Annotated in this window: 15 protein-coding genes and 1 other RNA gene; 2 read left to right on the top strand and 14 right to left on the bottom strand. The window is 65.9% G+C overall.

Features of this window, described 5'->3' with window-relative positions; genetic code table 11:
* Positions 1-58 precede the first annotated feature (58 nt).
* The 14 genes from glnA to ompA all read right to left on the bottom strand — a co-directional run bounded on the left by glnA (position 59) and on the right by ompA (position 14,212).
* A complete protein-coding gene (glnA, locus tag AC3A6Y_RS25595; RefSeq protein ID WP_487871046.1) occupies positions 59-1,474 on the bottom strand; it encodes a type I glutamate--ammonia ligase in 1,416 nt (471 codons plus the stop codon).
* A 152-nt stretch (positions 1,475-1,626) separates the two neighbouring features.
* Positions 1,627-2,427 (bottom strand): competence/damage-inducible protein A, encoded by an 801-nt coding sequence (locus AC3A6Y_RS25590; RefSeq protein ID WP_487871045.1) that lies wholly within the window; start codon positions 2,425-2,427, stop codon positions 1,627-1,629.
* 115 nt (positions 2,428-2,542) lie between these two features.
* A complete protein-coding gene (locus AC3A6Y_RS25585) occupies positions 2,543-3,415 on the bottom strand; it encodes an EI24 domain-containing protein (protein WP_487871044.1) in 873 nt (290 codons plus the stop codon).
* A 67-nt stretch (positions 3,416-3,482) separates the two neighbouring features.
* Positions 3,483-4,454, bottom strand: a complete 972-nt coding sequence (locus AC3A6Y_RS25580; protein ID WP_487871043.1) for a sterol desaturase family protein — start codon at positions 4,452-4,454, stop codon at positions 3,483-3,485.
* 19 nt (positions 4,455-4,473) lie between these two features.
* Positions 4,474-5,274, bottom strand: a complete 801-nt coding sequence (locus tag AC3A6Y_RS25575) for a polysaccharide deacetylase family protein (protein ID WP_487871042.1) — start codon at positions 5,272-5,274, stop codon at positions 4,474-4,476.
* The gene (locus AC3A6Y_RS25570; protein WP_487871041.1) at positions 5,261-6,247 is read right to left on the bottom strand and encodes a YVTN family beta-propeller repeat protein; all 987 of its coding nucleotides are present in this window, start codon (positions 6,245-6,247) and stop codon (positions 5,261-5,263) included. Before AC3A6Y_RS25570 ends, AC3A6Y_RS25575 begins: the two co-directional genes overlap by 14 nt.
* Before the next feature lie 30 nt (positions 6,248-6,277).
* Positions 6,278-7,036, bottom strand: a complete 759-nt coding sequence (locus AC3A6Y_RS25565) for a pseudouridine synthase (protein WP_487871040.1) — start codon at positions 7,034-7,036, stop codon at positions 6,278-6,280.
* Positions 7,036-8,751 carry a gamma-glutamyltransferase gene (ggt, locus tag AC3A6Y_RS25560; protein WP_487871185.1) on the bottom strand — a complete coding sequence of 572 codons (1,716 nt, stop codon included), beginning with the start codon at positions 8,749-8,751 and terminating at the stop codon, positions 7,036-7,038. Before ggt ends, AC3A6Y_RS25565 begins: the two co-directional genes overlap by 1 nt.
* 49 nt (positions 8,752-8,800) lie before the next feature.
* Positions 8,801-10,396 (bottom strand): methyltransferase regulatory domain-containing protein, encoded by a 1,596-nt coding sequence (locus AC3A6Y_RS25555; RefSeq protein ID WP_487871039.1) that lies wholly within the window; start codon positions 10,394-10,396, stop codon positions 8,801-8,803.
* A gap of 159 nt (positions 10,397-10,555) precedes the next feature.
* The gene (locus AC3A6Y_RS25550; RefSeq protein WP_487871038.1) at positions 10,556-11,485 is read right to left on the bottom strand and encodes a phytanoyl-CoA dioxygenase family protein; all 930 of its coding nucleotides are present in this window, start codon (positions 11,483-11,485) and stop codon (positions 10,556-10,558) included.
* 168 nt (positions 11,486-11,653) lie between these two features.
* Positions 11,654-12,039, bottom strand: a transfer-messenger RNA (tmRNA) gene (gene ssrA, locus AC3A6Y_RS25545).
* Positions 12,040-12,052: 13 nt separating this feature from the next.
* Positions 12,053-12,721 (bottom strand): HAD-IA family hydrolase, encoded by a 669-nt coding sequence (locus AC3A6Y_RS25540; protein ID WP_487871037.1) that lies wholly within the window; start codon positions 12,719-12,721, stop codon positions 12,053-12,055.
* Positions 12,718-13,440: a bifunctional 2-polyprenyl-6-hydroxyphenol methylase/3-demethylubiquinol 3-O-methyltransferase UbiG gene (gene ubiG / locus AC3A6Y_RS25535; RefSeq protein WP_487871184.1), complete on the bottom strand. Its 723-nt coding sequence runs from the start codon at positions 13,438-13,440 to the stop codon at positions 12,718-12,720. Before ubiG ends, AC3A6Y_RS25540 begins: the two co-directional genes overlap by 4 nt.
* A 115-nt stretch (positions 13,441-13,555) precedes the next feature.
* Complete coding sequence (ompA, locus tag AC3A6Y_RS25530; protein WP_487871036.1) at positions 13,556-14,212, bottom strand: outer membrane protein OmpA; 657 nt, start codon at positions 14,210-14,212, stop codon at positions 13,556-13,558.
* Positions 14,213-14,437: 225 nt separating this feature from the next.
* Between ompA and gyrA the strand changes: the two genes are divergently transcribed.
* On the top strand, positions 14,438-17,086 hold the full coding sequence (gene gyrA, locus AC3A6Y_RS25525; protein WP_487871035.1) for a DNA gyrase subunit A: 2,649 nt from the start codon (positions 14,438-14,440) through the stop codon (positions 17,084-17,086).
* On the top strand, positions 17,083-17,658 hold the full coding sequence (locus AC3A6Y_RS25520) for a DUF2059 domain-containing protein (RefSeq protein ID WP_487871034.1): 576 nt from the start codon (positions 17,083-17,085) through the stop codon (positions 17,656-17,658). Before gyrA ends, AC3A6Y_RS25520 begins: the two co-directional genes overlap by 4 nt.
* The last annotated feature ends 1 nt before the right edge of the window (position 17,659 follow it).

Here is a 17,659-nt window from a genome sequence, read left to right as displayed (position 1 = left end):
AAAGGACGGCAAGCCGTCCTTTATTTCACTGAAAGGCGCCCCGTGAGGGCGAGAGCCCTTACAGGCTGTAGTACATGTCGAACTCGACCGGGTGGGTGGCCATGCGGAAGCGCGTGACTTCCTGCATCTTGAGGTCGATGTAGGCGTCGAGGTAGGCATCGGTGAACACGCCGCCCTTGGTCAGGAAGGCGCGGTCCTTGTCGAGGTAGTCGAGCGCCTGGTCGAGGCTGTGGCACACGGTCGGGATCAGCGCGTCTTCTTCCGGCGGCAGGTGGTAGAGGTCCTTGCTGGCGGCCTCGCCCGGATGGATCTTGTTCTCCACGCCGTCCAGGCCGGCCATCAGCATGGCGGCGAAGCCGAGGTAGGGGTTCATCATCGGATCGGGGAAGCGAGCCTCGACGCGGCGGCCCTTCGGGTTGGCCACGAAGGGGATACGGATCGAGGCCGAACGGTTCTTGGCCGAGTAGGCCAGCTTCACCGGGGCTTCGAAGCCGGGGACCAGGCGCTTGTAGCTGTTGGTGCCGGGGTTGGTGATGGCGTTGAGCGCACGGGCGTGCTTGATGATGCCGCCGATGTAGTGCAGTGCGAAGTCGCTCAGGCCCGCATAGCCGTCGCCGGCGAACAGGTTCTTGCCGTCCTTCCAGACCGACTGGTGCACGTGCATGCCGGAGCCGTTGTCGCCGACGATGGGCTTGGGCATGAAGGTCGCGGTCTTGCCATAGGCGTGGGCGACGTTGTGGATCACGTACTTCTGCAGCTGGACCCAGTCGGCGCGCTGGATCAGCGTGCTGAACTTGGTGCCGAGTTCCATCTGGCCGGCGTTCGCCACTTCGTGGTGATGCACCTCGACCGGGATGCCCAGGGATTCGAGCACCAGGCACATTTCGGAGCGCATGTCCTGGAAGCTGTCGACCGGCGGGACCGGGAAGTAGCCGCCCTTGACGGCCGGGCGATGGCCCGTGTTGCCGTGCTCGAATTCCTTGCCGGTGTTCCACGAGGCCTCTTCGGACTCGATCTTGACGTAGCAGCCGGACATGTCGTTCTGCCAGCGCACGCCATCGAACACGAAGAACTCGGGCTCCGGCCCGAAGAAGGCGGTGTCGCCCAGGCCGGAGGCCTTCATGTAGGCCTCGGCGCGCTTGGCCAGCGAACGCGGGTCGCGCTCATAGGGCTTGCCGTCGGTGGGGTCGACCACGTCGCAGGTGAGGATGAGGGTGGTCTCTTCGAAGAAGGGGTCGATGTTGGCCGTGTTGGGGTCGGGCATGAGCAGCATGTCCGAGGCCTCGATGCCCTTCCAACCGGCGATCGACGAGCCGTCGAAGGCGTGACCGTCGTTGAACTTGCCCTCGTCGAAGTGCGAGACCGGCACGGTCACGTGCTGCTCCTTGCCGCGGGTGTCGGTGAATCGGAAGTCGACGAACTTGACCTCGTTTTCCTTGACGAGTTTGAGTACATCGGCGACGGTCTTAGCCATCAGGCTTCTCCTTGGAATGGTTGGGGTGGGAAATACAACAGCGGGATCGGGAATGCAGTTTCTGTGCCATTGTCAGGGGCACGATGGGGCGTCCAGCCCGCCGCCGGGACCCCAAAAACAGGCAAGTTGTAACCAAATTGGTGCCCTGCGAATCAACGCACCAATTCGGGGCCGAGTGGCACACCAAAGCTGTGCAGCCCGTCCATCAACTGGGCATAGGCCGCGTCGACGCGCTCGGCATCGCCCTTGACGCCCAGCTCGATGTGGCGCCCATGCTCCACATGGTCGACGCTCGGCAGGCTGAACACCTTGATGCCCGGATGCGTGCGCTCGACGGCTTCCATCAGCGGCGTCAGCGTGGCCTCCATCGCACCATAGACGATCACGGACTTTTCGACCGACCGGCCGCGGGCGAAAAGATCGCCGTAGCGCTCGTCCAGCACCGATTCGATCATCGGCCAGGCCATGACCGGGAAGCCGGGGACGAAATGCACGTCGGCCACGCTGAAGCCGGGGATCTTGTTGTAGGGGTTGCGGATGATCTTGGCCCCCAGGGGGAACACGCCCATGTTCAGCCGATGCACGTTGTCCGGGTGATCGGGCTCGTAGGCCTTGCCCTGCTCGCGCGCCGTGTCCTGCATGCGCTCACGGATCAGCACCTCGGCCTCGGGATGCAGGGCCAGCGGCACGCCCAGGGCCGCGGCCGCGCACTGGCGCGTGTGGTCGTCCGGCGTGGCGCCGATGCCGCCGGTCGAGAACACGATGTCGCCCGAGGCGAAGGCGCGCCCCAGCGCGGCGGTGATGCGGGTCGGCTCGTCGCCGACGTATTCGGCCCAGCCCAACTGCATGCCGCGTGCGGCGAGCAGCTCGATGAGCTTGGGCATGTGCTTGTCGGCACGCTTGCCCGAGAGGATCTCGTCGCCGACGACGAGCAGACCGATGGAACGTGTCATCTAACAACCTCCGCGCTGCGCGCTGCGGTATTTGCCTTCGGAGCGGCCGTACGGCTCACTGGAGTACCTTCGCCTTCGGCTGCGGCGCTATGAGCCTTCGGAGCGGCCGTACGGCTCATGGCGCTCCCCATTGGGTTGCGACCGCGCGGGCATCCGCCGTCTCGGCCGTCGTGGCGGAAAGGGCCGCCGCCGCGCGTTGCGCCCGCAATTGCGCCAGCGCGTCCAGGCAGTAGTGCGAGAACCAGAGCGCCGAGAAGGCGAACACCAGCGTATAGATCCAGATGGCGAGCGGGGCCAGCACCAGGAAGGCGGCGACGAAGAGCATTCCCGAGGCCCACACGATGCTGGGGGCGGCGCCCAGGTAGCCGCACAACACGCCGATGCCGAGCAGCGGCAGGCGGTGGGCGCGCAGCAGGGCCGAGCGCTCCTCGGCATTCGCGTGCTCGGACAGGGCGTCGAAGCTCATCACGCGGTAGGTCAGCCAGCCCCAGATCAGCGGCGGCAGCACCAGCACCAGCGGCGGGATCAGCCACAGGGGCATCGACACCACCAACGCGAGCAGCGCCAGCACCGTGAGCCCCAGCGAACGGAACACGCTGCCGAGGAAGGAGGCGCCCTTCTTCTGTTCCAGCGCCGGGAAGCGCCGCTCGGCCACGAGGCGCGTGAGCGGCGGCGCCATCAAGCCGGAGACGACCAGCAGCGAGACCACCACGATCAGCGGGGTGGCGGCGATCACCACCACCATCGGCGCGACCACGGCGGTGACGTCGCCGGAGAACAGGCCGCCGATCCAGGCCCAGAAGCTGGCAAGGAGCGGCCAGGCGTCGAGCGCGTCGCGCGTCCAGGCCACGGTGGCATCCCAGTAGAAGTAGCCGAACAGCGCCGCCAGCAGCACCATGAGGCCGAGGGGCAGCAGCGACAGCACGATCACGCGCGGGTGCATGCAATAGGCGACCGAACGCCAGAAGGAATCGAGAAGGAGACGCATGGGGGGCCGAGGATAACGCCAGCGCGCGAACGCGGGTTCAGTCGGCACCCGACGTCGGGGGCCATATTCAGCCTCGGTTGGCCAGGCGCTTCAGCCCCAGCCACTGCTGCGCCCAGAAGCCGCGCCCGTACTCGCGCAGGCGCCCATGGGCATCGGGCTCGACCTGGTCGCGGATGCCGGTCTGGTCGTAGCGCTCCTCGAAATTGCCGGTGCGAAACAGCATGTCCCACCACGGCAGCAGCACGCCGAAGTTGTGGCCGCCGAGGGTGCGAGGGCCCTTCGATTCGTGCCCGATGCCGATGCTGTGGTGCAGGCGGTGAAATCGCGGGCTGATCCAGAGCCGGTCGCCGATCGCGCCGAAGCTCCAGCGCAGGTTGGCATGCTGCAGGCTCTCGCTGAGCTGGGTGAAGGCGACGATGGCGATGAACTGCCCCGGCGCCACGCCGATCAGCTGGGCGACCACCACGATGATCGTGTCGTGGATGACGTCGTCGAGCAGGTGGTTGCGGTTGTCGCTCCACATCGTCATCTGGCGCTGCGAATGGTGCAGCGAATGCAGCGCCCACCACCAGTTGAACTGGTGCTGCCCGCGATGGATGAGGTACTCGACGAAGTCCAGCACCACCAGGTAGATGGCGAAGGCGAACCAGGCGATGTCGGTCACGCCGGGCCAGAGCTGGTCGAGGTGGAGCGAGCCCCAGCCGGCTCCCCGCAGCGCGCCCAGCGCCTCGTCGAACAGCGGATCGAGGGCGAAGAACATGGCCAGGCGGAACAGGCCCAGCCGGTGGATCAGGGTGTAGAGGATGTCGATGCGGATGGCCGGCCGGTCGACCACCGGCTCGACCGGCCGCCAGCGCTGCAGCGGGCCGATGAGGGCGACCAGGATCGCGATCTGGATCAGCCCGACCAGCAGCCAGCCGGTGGCGTCGAAGGCGTCCTCGACCCAGCCGCCGAGGCCGACGGCGTAGACCAGCGGCTGCACCGCGGCTTCGAACAGCCACTGTTGCACGTTGGCGAAGATATCGGTCAGCCAGTCCATCTGCACATCACCACGCGATTCAGGAATGCGATGCGATCCAGGCCCGATACGCCGGGTGCTGGCGCAGTGTCTCGAAGCAGAAGCCCTTGGCCTTGAGCCCGGCGATCAGGGGCTCCAGAACCGCCGGCGCCCACGGATCCTTGCGCGACCAGATGCCCAGGTGCGCGACCAGAATGTCGCCGGGCCGGATGCGTTCGAGGGCCTGCTGCAGCAGCTTCTCGTTGCTGAACTGCTCGCTCGGCAGTTCGTCGCCGAGAAAGCCGGCGGGCGACCAGCCCACGTGCTCATAGCCGCAGGCCTTGGCCGCGGCCAGCAGCTTGGGCGAGGTCTTGCCGCCCGGGGCCCGGAACAGCGGCAGCGGCTTCTTGCCGGTGACGTGCTGCAGGCGCTCCGAGGCCTTGGCGATGTTGGCGCAGTACTGCTCGGCGTCCCAGGTGAACTGCCGTCCGGCGAAGGCCCCGGCTGAAGGCTCGATGCGGAAGCGAGGCGCGATGCCCTTGAGGTCGCCGCGCCAGTAGGCATGGTCGTAGGTGTGGGAGGCGAACTCGTGGCCTTCGGCCGCCCTCGCCTTCCACCAGGGCGCCCACTGGCTGTCCAGGCTGTCGCCGCCGCTCACGGTGCGCTCGGCCGCGGCGAAGAAGGTGACACGCACGTCCTGGCGCTTGAGCACCTCGGCCACCAGAGGCGCCACGCCCATGTGGCCGGTGTCGAAGCTGAGGTAGAGCGGCTTGGCGCAGCTGCCCTGCGCGATCGCGCCCGTCGACAGGGCGCCCGCAGCGACGAGCAGGATGGAAGCGGCCGCAGCCTTAACGCCGGGCATGGTCCAGCGTCCAGACACCGTGCGGCGAACGGCCGACGGGCACTTGCCTCACCACCTTGTGGGCCACCAGGTCGACCACGCTGAGCTTCTTGGCCCAGCGCGAGGTCACGTAGAGCGTCTTGCCGTCGGCCGAGACGTCCATGCAGTCGGGCCCGCCGGGCACCGGGTAGGTGTCGACCACCTGCAGGGTTTGAAGGTCGATGCGGCTGATGCTGTTGGCCACGCGGTTGCTGACGAACACGTTGCGCCCATCGCCGGCCGCGCGGAATGCGTGGGCGCCCTTGCCGGTCAGGATCTTGCCGACCGGCTTGGGCTGTGGGGCCGCAACGTCGAAGACCTGCACGCCGTCGCTGCCCGTCAGGCCGACCAGCAAGGTCCTGCCGTCGTGGATGCCGAATATGTCGGCCGGCATCGGCCCCGTGGGGACGCGCCATCGGATGGTCTGGGTGGCCAGGTCGATGGCGACCAGCTCGTCGCTGTCCTGCATCGTCACGTAGGCAGTGGTGCTCTTGCCGTCGATCCAGATGTGGCTCGGCGTCTTGCCCGAGGGGATGCGCTTGACCAGCTTGGGCTCCTTGCCGTCCCAGCGGTAGATGTCGACGTGGTTGAGCCGGTTGCCGGCGGTGACGAACCATTTCATGTCCGGCGAGAAGCGCAGGTGGTACGGATCGATGATGCCGTAGACCACGCGCTGGACTTCGGCCGTGCGCGGATTCAGGAAGGTCAGCGAGTCGCCGGCCGAGTTGGCGACGATCAGCGAGCTCTCGTCGGGCGAGAGGTAAAGGTGGTGCGGCTCCTTGCCCGTCGGGATGCGCTGCTTCTCGCTCCAGTCGGCCGGATCGACCACGCTCACCGTGGCGTCGAGCGAATTGAGCACGAAGACCGGGGGCGGCTCGGCGGCCAGCGCAGGCAGTGCCGCGCAGGCAAACAAAAAGGCCGCGAGGCGGCCTGGGACGGAGAGCTTGAAGCGCAAGGGGGACGTTCCGGAAGAAGGCTTGGAATTCTAACGATCCACCCTGTACGCTGGCTGACCGGCGCGCGCGTTTCGCAGGGCGTCGACCTGCTCCGCCTCCAGCCACCGCCACTGGCCGGGCGCCAGGTCCTCCGGCAGCACCAAAGGGCCGATGCGGGAGCGATGCAGGGTTTCGACCCGGTTGCCCACGGCCGCGAGCATGCGTTTGACCTGGTGATACTTGCCTTCGGTCAGCGTCAGTCGCAGGTGCAGATCAGCAACCGCCTCGCAGGCCGCCGCCCGCACCGGCTTGGGGTCATCGTCGAGCACCACGCCGGCCAGGAGGCGGTCGACCTGGCTGCGGTCGATCGGATGCTTCGTGCCCACCTCGTAGACCTTGGGGACATGGTGCTTCGGCGAGCCCATGCGGTGGATGAACTGGCCGTCGTCGGTCAGCAGGAGCAGGCCCGTCGTGTCCTGGTCGAGGCGGCCGATGGCCTGCACGCCCTGCACCGCGCCCTTGTTGGGCCGCTGGCGCAGAGGCGGGGGCAGCAGCGTGTAGATGCTCGGATAGGTCGAGGGCTTCTGGGAGCACTCGGTGCCGGCCGGCTTGTGCAGCATCAGGTAGGCCTTCTCGTGGTAGGCCCACTCGGTGCCCTGGACGGTGAAGCGCAGGCCCTGCACCTCGAATTGCTCCCCGGGATCGTCGACGGTGGCCCCGCCCACCCGAACGAAGCCCTGCTGCACCAGCCCGGCGCAGACGCGCCGGGTGCCGAAGCCCTGGGTGTAGAGGATCTCCTCGATCCGCATCAATAGCCGAGCGCCAGGCCGGTATTGCGCCGCGGGTCGTTGGCGCCGTAGAAGCGGTTCTTGCCCACCGGCTTGCCGCCCAGCGAAGGCGCGCCGACGATGATTGCCGCGACGTGGTTGGCCGGCTGGGGCACGCCGAGGTTGTGGCCCATGTCGGTCAGGATCTTGCGGGTGTCGGGGCTGAGCGCGAAGGTCTCGACATTGGTCACGTCGGGCAACCACTGCTGGTGAAAGCGCGGCGCATCCACCGCCTCCTGCACGTTCATGCCGTAGTCCACGACGTTGAGAATGGTGTGCAGCACGACCGTGATGATGCGGCTGCCGCCCGGTGTGCCGACCACGAAGACGGGCTTGCCGTCCTTGGTGAGGATGGTCGGGCTCATCGATGACAGCGGCCGCTTGCCCGGAGCGATGGCATTGGCCTCGCCCTGCACCAGGCCGTAGAGGTTGGGCACGCCCACCTTCGAGGTGAAATCGTCCATCTCGTTGTTGAGCAGCACGCCGGTCCCGGCGGCCGTGACCTTGGCGCCGAACCAGTCGTTGAGCGTATAGGTCACCGAGACCGCGTTGCCCCACTGGTCGACGATCGAGTAATGCGTGGTATTGCTGCCCTCGTGCGGCGCGACGCCGGGCTTGATGTCCTTGGAGACGCCAGCCTTCTTCGGATCGATCACCGCGCGGATCTTCTCGGCATATCCCTTGTCGAGCAGGCGGTCCAGCGGGTTCTTCACGAAATCGGGATCGCCGAGGTAGCTGTTGCGGTCCATGTAGGCGTGCCGCATGGCCTCGATCTGGTAATGCACCGCCTGCGCCGAACGGAAGCCCAGGTCCTTGAGCGGATAGCCCTCGAGGACGTTCAGCATCTCGCAGATCACCACCCCGCCCGAGCTCGGCGGTGGCGCCGAGATCACGTGGTAGCCGCGGTAGTCGCATTCGACGGGCGCCAGCTCGCGTGTCGTGTACTGGTCGAGATCGGCCTGGGTGATGATGCCCTTGCCCTCCTGGCTCGATTTCACGATGGCGGCGCCGACCGGGCCCTTGTAGAAGCCATCGGGGCCTTTTTGGCTGACGGCCTTGAGCGTCTTTGCCAGGTCCTTCTGCACCAGCTTCTGGCCGACCGCGAAGGGCTCGCCCTTGTTGAGGAAGATGGCGCCGCTGGCCGAGTCCTTCTTGAAATCGGCGGTGGCGGTGGCGAGCATGTCGACATCCCCCTGCTCCAGCGCGAAGCCGCGTTCGGCCAGCGTGATCGCCGGCGCGATCAGCGCGGCGCGCTGCATGGTGCCGTATTTCTGGCGCGCCATTTCAAGGCCGGACACGGTGCCCGGCACACCGACGGCCAAGTGGCCGTGGGTGCTCAAGCCCTTGACGACGTTGCCTTCCTTGTCGAGGTACATGTTGGCGGTTGCCGCCAGCGGGGCCTTCTCCCGAAAATCGAGGAAGGTCTTGCGGCCGTCGGCCAGCTGCACGGTCATGAAGCCGCCGCCGCCCAGATTGCCGGCCGCCGGATAGACCACCGCAAGCGCGTAGCCCACCGCCACCGCAGAGTCGATGGCGTTGCCGCCGCGCTTGAGCACATCCACGCCGACCTTGGTCGCCAGGTGCTGGGCGCTCACCACCATGCCGTTTTCTGCCGCCGCGGGCGCTCGCGAAGCCGCGTGCAGCTGGGGCGCGCCGGCGAGCGCCATTGCGACCACGACCGCGCTGCGCGCAGCCATGGTCCACACGAGTTGTTTCACTGCGATCTCCTTCTTGCAAAGGAGTGCATCATGCCTCTATCAGCGCCTTTCGACGAAGGTCGCGCAGGGCCAGCGCCACCTGCTGCTGTGTGAATTCGCGCAGCGCCGCTTCGTCGGTCAGCGGCTTCTCGTCCTTGATGAAGCGCAGGCGGCCGGCGCGGGCCTCGGTGGCCAGGTGCTGGGCCAGGGCCTCGTGCGAATGCTTGCCATCGAGAAGGGGCAGCAGGCAGCGTTCGAGCAGCGAAAGGCCCACCAGTTCATGCCACTGGTTGCAGGCGACGGCCGTCGGTCCCGCGCTCAGTGCAAGGCCTGGGGCATTGCGCGCCACGGCCGGTGCGCGCGGGAAGGCCGACACCGAGACGCTGGCCTGCGGCGGCGTGCGCCGGATGCGCACCGCGCCGAGGATCAGCAGTTCCTCCAGCATCGCCATCACCGGCGGCTCGACGGCGGCACGCGGCTCGCCGGTGCGGGCGGAGACTGCAGCCATCAGCGCATCGGTCGGCGTGCTCGCCGGATAGCGCTCGTCGAGCACCTGGGCCACCGCCTTGTGGACCGGCAGGCGCAACGTGACCTTGAGGTTGCGTATCGCACGGCAGACCTGCTCCCGTGCATCGAGCGTCAGCACCTCGCCATCCTCGGACGAGAACACGCCTGCGTATTCGAGCGCGCGGATGCGCGCCATGTCGAGGCGGTAACGGATGCCCGAAGCGCGCTCCTGCTTGACCAGCAGCGTCTGCCGGAAAGTCCTGTTCACCAGGAAGTCCAGGTACTGCTCCATCATGATCTGGCTGCCGCCGCATTCGCGCAGGAGCGGATCGCGCACCTTCTCGCCGTAGTTCTGCACGAACATGGTCGAGGGCTCGGCGTCCGCCAGGTAAGTGAGGCCCTGGGCGCCGGCGCGCGCGGCGAATTCCTTGAAATAGCAAGGGGCGTTGTGCGGCTCCAGGAACTCGTGCAGGAGGTAGTACGCGCCGGAATTGCGCACGATCGGCATGTTCTCTTCCAGCGTCTTCTTGAGTACGCTGTCCGGCCGCGCGGACTGCTCCAGGAATTCGAGCATGCCGCGCGCGTAGGAAAGCTTTTCGCCGGGCTCGTCGCGCGGGGCGCCGCGCAGGATCATGGCATCGCGCACGATCTCGCGGGCCTTCCAGCCCGGGTACACGTTGTAGCTCACGTAGGCCACGCCCTCCGGCGCCAGGTTCTGGGAGCAGATGCGCAGGATGGCGTCTTGCACCGGCGCCGGGACCCAGCTGTAGACGCCGTGGCAGATGATGTAGTCGAATTGGCCGAAAGAAGCGTCGATGCCCGTGATGTCCAGGGCCCGCAGCTGAATGTTCTTGAGTTGAGCCTTGTCGATGGCCGCCTGGCCCTGGCGGATCTGGACCGAGGACAGGTCCACGCCCACCATCGATGCGCCCGGATGACGGGCGGCCATGGGGATCAGGTTGCCGCCCGCCGCGCAGCCCAGTTCGAGCACACGCGCCTGCTTGAGAGGCGGCGCTGCGAGGTTGAAAAGGAAGGCCAGAGCCTCGAGATGCTCGGCCGTCGATTGCGGAAAGGGATGAGACTCGTACGGAACGACATCGTAGTAATTCGAAGTCGCGGGCGTCGTCGATGATTCCATGGGTGTCCTCCAGCGCGCTGTTCACCGGTGTCTCCGGCACCAGCCGGAAGGCCAGATCTGTCCGGCGGGGGCGCGAGCGAGCGGACTATAGCCCGCGTGCGACAAGCTGCGAGGAACGCGAAAGAAAGAATCAGAATTTGCGGCCTGGATGCCGCACTGCTAGGCGTCGCGCGTGGGCGCCGTGAGCAGATACGCCGCGAGATCGGCGAGGCCCTGCGACAAACCATACATGTGCTGGTACTGAAGGATCTGCCGAGCGACGAGTTGCAGGCGGACGTCGAAGCCTGGACAGGCCTTCTGCTCCAGCCATGGCGGCATGGGCGGAAGATGCTCCCCCCGGTGGAACGGCTGCATGATGGGCCGAACATCGCCGCGCTGAAACTCGAGTGCCATGCTCATGCGCGGATGCTCTGCGAACTCGCTGGTCGGGCCGCCCCAATGCATGACGCACTGGTCCCAGATCAAGTAGTCGCCAGGCTTCGCCGGCAAGGCACGCGCGGCGAAGACGGGCATCGGAGGTTCGGGCGTGCCCGCGGGCTTGCTATAGCCGGGATCCATGTGCTTTGGCACGATGTACATGCAGCTGTTGAGCGGGTTCGCGTCGGACAGCGGGATCCAGCAGGTGAGCGAAAGCGGCGATCCATCCGCGGCAAGCGAGTTATGGCGATTGTCCCTGTGAGGTTTCCAGCCGGTCTCTCCCTTCTTCGGATCGACATGCCATGCCCAGAACGCCGGCAAGGGCTTGAATTCGGCACCCAGGAAATGTGCGAACACGGACCGGAGGCGCGCGTAGCAAGCCCACGGCTCGTCGTAGACCCACGCGAACACGGCGGGCAGCCCGACAGCGACGCAGCGCTTCACGGCTTCGCCGACAAGCGATGCCAGTCGCTCGATTGCTTCGTCGCTGTCGCCGAAATAGCCGTCCTTCGACATCCGTTGCGCGAGCCGTTCATAGCTCTGCCGCGGCGCGGCCTCGGCATCCGACTGCATGCCACCGATGCAAAGCTGCGGCGCGAGCGAGCGCCAGAAGGTGGCGCTGCAGAGGTCAGCCCAGGTGACCGGTAGCGTCGAAGGCGAGGTGATTGTCATTTTGCGTCTCCCAAATTTGCGCGCCGAGTCGACAAGGCCGATTCAGCCTGCCTTTCCTCCGGCGCGGCATCCTACTTGAAGGGAGGACGGAAACAATGGACGATGCCGTGTCGCCCACGGGCAAACCGCGACATCGTGAACGCAAAGAGAGAGTCTTTGCAGTTTGAATGGTGGAGCTGGGGGGATTTGAACCCCCGTCCGCAAGCCTTCTTCGCGCAGATCTACATGTTTAGCGATCTGTTTTGAGTCTCGCCACCGGTGTCGCGCAGTCGCACGCTACACCGGCCGCCAGTACCCTTGGTTCTCGCCTCGACCCAAGGTACCCGGATCGAGGCCAGCCGATGTAGATTATCTTTGCAGCCGGGAGGCGCGAATTGCTCCGTGCCCCCTTGCCCAGCCCATCGGCCTGCTGTTGCAAAGCTCACCGGCAATTAAGCGGCGAGTGCGAAACGTTCGTCGTTTGCAGTTAGTTTGTTTGAATCTGTTTTACGAGCGCATTCAGCTCGACATGCCCCGCTGCGATTCCGAACCCACGTCGAAACCAGTGCAGCCCCAGGAACACCTATTTTAGGCCGGTTCCAGTAGTTGCAAGAGCTCCATGGGTGATGCGATTGCGGCGTCGGCCTCCCAGAGCGTCACATCGGCATCGGCGCCCATGTAGCCATAGGCCGCAGCCACGGTCCGCATGCCGGCTGCGCGGCCGGCCGCCATGTCGCGCTCATCGTCGCCGACGTAGATACAGCGCTCGGGTGGCACGCCCAGTTGCCGGGCTGCCTCGAACAGCGGTTCCGGATGCGGCTTGGCATAAGGGGTGGTGTCACCGCTGACGATCGCGCGCGCTGTGCCGAACAGCGGCAATGCCCGCGTGAGCGGTCCGGTGAAGCGCACCGACTTGTTGGTGACCACGCCCCAATGCAGCCCGCGCGCACAGAGTGCCGCCACGAGTTCGGCCACGCCGTCGAACACCCGGGTGCGCAGCATCCGCGCCTCATAGTTGAGGAAAAACTCCTCGCGCATCGGCGCAAATTCCGGTGCGTCGGGCGTGATGCCGAAGGCCACGCCCAGCATCCCGCGCGCGCCGGAGCCGGCCATGGGGCGGTATCGATCCAACGGCAGCGAGGCCAGGCCACGGTCAGTACGCATCTGATCGGCTGCGGCACCCAGGTCGGGCGCGCTGTCAATCAGCGTGCCGTCCAGGTCGAACAGGACGGCTCGGGTCGCATCGGAAAGGATCATGACTGGGCTGGCGCCGGCTTGCGCGTGGCGAACATGTAGTTGACGCTGGTGTCGTCGCTGAGCCAATACCGCCGCGTGATGGGGTTGTGCTGCAGGCCGCGGGTCTGCCGCAGATCGAGCCCGGCAGCGCGGCAGTGGGCGGCCAGCTCGCTCGGCCGAATCAATTTCCGGTACTCGTGCGTGCCGCGCGGCAACATGCCCAGCACGTACTCGGCACCGACGATCGCGAGCAGGAACGACTTCAGGTTGCGGTGGATGGTCGAGAAGAAAACCCAGCCACCCGGCTTGGCCAGTCGGGCGCAAGCCTGCACGACCGAGGCCGGCTGCGGGACGTGCTCCAGCATCTCCATGCAGGTCACGACGTCGAAGCTCTCGGGCTGCTCGGCGGCCAGCGCTTCGACGCTGATCCCCCTGTATTTCACGCCGCGCGTCGCGGCCTCGAGGGCATGGAGTTGGGCGACCTTGAGCGCCTTGTCGGCCAGGTCGATGCCGAGCACGTCGCCACCGCGTCGCGCCATCGCATCGGCAAGGATTCCGCCGCCGCAACCCACGTCCAGCACCTTGCGCCCGGCGATGGGCGCAATACTTTCGATCCACTCGAGCCGCAGCGGATTAATTTCGTGGAGCGGTCGGAATTCGCTTTCCAGATCCCACCAGCGATGGGCCAGCTCCGAGAATTTGGCGAGTTCCGCCGGATCAGCATTCACGGTTTCAGTCATATGCGGGATTATGAAACGACGCGAATTGCCTTCAAGCCGCCGTGCCGAATCTCCAATGCGTTCGCCCATTAAAAAACCCCGCCGGGGCGGGGTTTGTTTTGAAGATTCTTCCGAATCAACGGTTGGCGCGGGTACCGACCACTTCGATTTCCACGCGGCGGTTCTTGGCGCGGCCTTCCTTGGTGCGGTTGTCAGCGACCGGCTGCTTCTCGCCCTTGCCTTCGGTGTAGACGCGGTTGCGTTCAATGCCCTTCGACACCAGGTAAGCCTTGACGGCTTCGGCGCGGCGAACCGACAGGCGTTGGTTGTACGCGTCAGTGCCGATCGAGTCGGTGTGGCCGACGGCGATGATCACTTCGAGGTTCACGTCGCGGATCTTCGAGACGAGGTCGTCCAGCTTGGCGCGGCCTTCGGGCTTGAGCACGGACTTGTCGAAATCGAAGAATGCGTCGGCAGCGAAGGTGACCTTCGAGGCTGCAACGGCCGGAGGAGCCGGCGGCGCAGCGGGCGCGGGAGCGGGCGGGGTCACAGCGGCGGGAGGCGGCGGAACCAGGGCCCCATCGCAGCCGGCGGCAGCGGTGGCAGGCGTCCAGTTCGCATTGCGCCAGCACAGTTCGTTCGTGCCGTTCTTCCACACCAATTCGCCGGTACCGTTTTGCCAGTTATCGATGACGGGTCCACCGTTCGCGGCGGTAACACGGGTCTGCGCGCCGGCGGCAGTGGCGAGCGCAGCGACTGCAAACATCATCGCCACTTTATTCAGTTTCTTCATGGTTCTCCTCTTGGGGAAAAAGCCGCAGCCGCGCTGCGAATCAAGGACGCTTTAAGTGACCACCACCCAAAACGTTGAGGCGATTGTGCCATGGGATCTTTGGCAAACCGCCCGGGAGGCGCCCCGGAAACGTAGGACGGAGGCGGAATCCCGGCCTTGTGTTGCGGCGGTGCGACATCCTCCGCGGCGTAAAATTTCGGGTTCTCCGCCGCCAGCCTGCCGCCCATGACCTCGTTCGCCAAAGAAACTCTGCCCATCAGCCTCGAAGAGGAAATGCGCCGCAGCTATCTCGATTACGCCATGAGCGTGATCGTGGGACGCGCGCTCCCCGACGCACGGGACGGCCTCAAGCCGGTCCACCGGCGAGTGTTGTATGCAATGCACGAGCTCAACAACGACTGGAACCGCCCGTACAAGAAGTCGGCCCGTATCGTCGGCGACGTCATCGGCAAGTACCACCCGCACGGCGACCAGTCGGTGTACGACACCATCGTGCGGCTGGCGCAGGACTTCTCGATGCGCCACATGCTGGTCGACGGCCAGGGCAATTTCGGATCGGTCGATGGCGACAACGCGGCCGCGATGCGCTACACGGAAATTCGGCTCGCAAAGATTGCGCATGAAATGCTGGCCGACATCGACAAGGAGACCGTCGATTTCGGTCCCAATTACGACGGCAGCGAAAAAGAACCGCTGGTATTGCCCAGCAAGCTTCCGAATTTGCTCGTCAATGGCTCGGGCGGCATCGCGGTCGGCATGGCGACCAACATTCCCCCTCACAACCTGAACGAGGTCGTCGACGGCTGCCTGCACCTGCTGCGCCACCCGGACGCAGGCATCGACGATCTGATGGAGATCATCCCGGCGCCCGACTTCCCAACGGCCGGGATCATCTACGGCATCAATGGCATCAAGGACGGCTATCGCACCGGCCGCGGCAAGGTGGTGATGCGCGCCAAGTGCCACTTCGAGGACATCGACCGCGGCCAGCGCCAGGCGATCATCGTCGACGAGCTGCCCTACCAGGTCAACAAGAAGACGCTGCAGGAGCGCATGGCCGAGCTGGTGCACGAGAAGAAGATCGAAGGCATCAGCCACATCCAGGACGAGTCCGACAAATCCGGCATGCGGCTGGTGATCGAGCTCAAGCGCGGCGAAGTGCCGGAGGTGGTGCTCAACAATCTCTACAAGCAGACACAGCTGCAGGACACCTTCGGCATCAACATGGTGGCGCTGGTGGACGGCCAGCCCAAGCTGTGCAGCCTCAAGGATCTGATCGAGGTCTTCCTGCAACACCGCCGCGAAGTGGTGACGCGTCGCACGGTGTTCAACCTGCGCAAGGCGCGCGAACGCGGCCATGTGCTCGAAGGCCTGGCCGTTGCGCTGGCCAACATCGACGACTTCATCGCCATCATCCGCAACGCGCCCACACCGCCGGTGGCCAAGGCCGAACTGATGGCCCGCCCGTGGGACAGCAAGCTGGTGCGCGAGATGCTCACCCGCACGCGCGCCGATGGCGGCGTCATCAATGCCGATGATTACCGGCCGGATGGGCTCGAGCGCGACTACGGCATGGGCGCCGATGGCCTCTACCGGCTCTCGGACACGCAGGCCCAGGAAATCCTGCAGATGCGCCTGCAGCGCCTGACCGGCTTGGAGCAGGACAAGATCGTCGCCGAGTACAAGGAAGTCATGGCCGAGATCGATGACCTGCTGGACATCCTGGCCAAGCCCGAGCGCGTATCGACCATCATCGGCGACGAGCTGGCCACCCTCAAGCACGAGTTCGGGCAGACCAAGCTCGGCGCGCGCCGCAGCCAGGTCGAGCACAGCGCCTTCGATCTTTCGACGGAAGACCTGATCACCCCCACCGACATGGTCGTGACGCTCTCCCACGCCGGCTACATCAAGAGCCAGCCGCTGGGCGAATACCGGGCACAGAAGCGCGGCGGGCGCGGCAAGCAGGCGACCGCGACCAAGGAAGACGACTGGATCGACCAGCTTTTCATCGCCAACACGCACGATTACATCCTGTGCTTCTCCAACCGCGGGCGGCTGTACTGGCTCAAGGTATGGGAGGTGCCTGCCGGCTCGCGCGGCTCCCGTGGGCGGCCGATCGTCAACATGTTCCCGCTGCAGGAGGGCGAGAAGATCAACGTCGTGCTGCCGCTCACGGGCGAGAAGCGCACCTTCCCGGCCAACCAGTACGTCTTCATGGCGACTTCCATGGGCACGGTCAAGAAGACCGCACTCGACGAGTTCAGCAACCCCCGCAAGGCCGGCATCATCGCGGTCGACCTGGACCCGGGCGACTACCTCATCGGTGCTGCGCTGACCGACGGCGCGCACGACGTGATGCTGTTCTCCGATGGCGGCAAGGCCGTGCGCTTCGATGAGAACGACGTGCGCCCCATGGGCCGCAACGCACGCGGCGTTCGCGGCATGACGCTGGAAGACGGCCAGGGCGTGATCGCCATGCTGGTCGCCGAGGACGAAGAGCAGAGCGTGCTCACCGCCACCGAAAATGGTTACGGAAAACGCACAAGCATTACCGAGTACACCCGTCACGGGCGCGGAACCAAAGGCATGATTGCCATTCAACAGAGTGAGCGCAACGGCAAGGTCGTGGCTGCCACTCTGGTGCACGCCGATGACGAGATCATGCTCATCACCGACAAGGGCGTGCTGGTGCGCACCCGCGTCTCCGAAATCCGCGAACTCGGCCGCGCGACGCAAGGCGTCACGCTGATCGGACTCGACGAAGGCGCCAAGCTCAGTGGCCTGCAGCGCATCGTCGAGAACGACGCGAATGTGGAGAGCGACAACGGCGCCGACGACACTTCCTCATCATCTTCAATGGAGAACCCTCAGTGAAAAAATTCAAGTTCGCGCTCGTCGTGGTCGCGCTCGCCGGCAGCTCGATGGCCATGGCCCAGGACAAGTCGGCCATGGTCAAGCAGTTCCTCGACCTGCAGCGCCCCGGCATCGAAGCGCTGGCGCGCGGACTGGTCGAGCAGTCGAGCGCGCCCATCGCGCAGGCCGGCTCTCAGTACCTGCAGACGCAGGTTCCGGCCGAGAAGCGCGAGGCCGCCGCCAAGGCTGCCGATGCCGAGCTCAAGAAGTACTTCGACGATGCCTATCCCCTCGTGCGCGACAAGGCCGTGGCGCTGGCACCGGACGCCCTGGGCCCGATCCTGCGCGACAACTTCAGCGAGGAAGAGTTGCGCCAGCTGCTGGCCTGGATCAACTCGCCCCTGAGCAAGAAGTACCAGGAGCTCAACCCGAAGATGCAGACCGCGCTGACGGAAAAGCTGGTGGCCGAGACCCGCTCCAGCATCGAGCCCAAGATGCGCACGCTCGACGCCAACGTCGCCAAGGCCCTCGGGGCCCCGACCGAAGGCGCAACGCCGGCCAAGTCCGCGCCCAAGGCGCCCGCCAAGAAGTGAC

The sequence above is a fragment of the Variovorax sp. Soil_C_17 genome (assembly GCF_057657265.1).
Note: the sequence above shows the minus strand (reverse complement) of the source record. Positions and strands in the feature narration are given on the sequence as shown.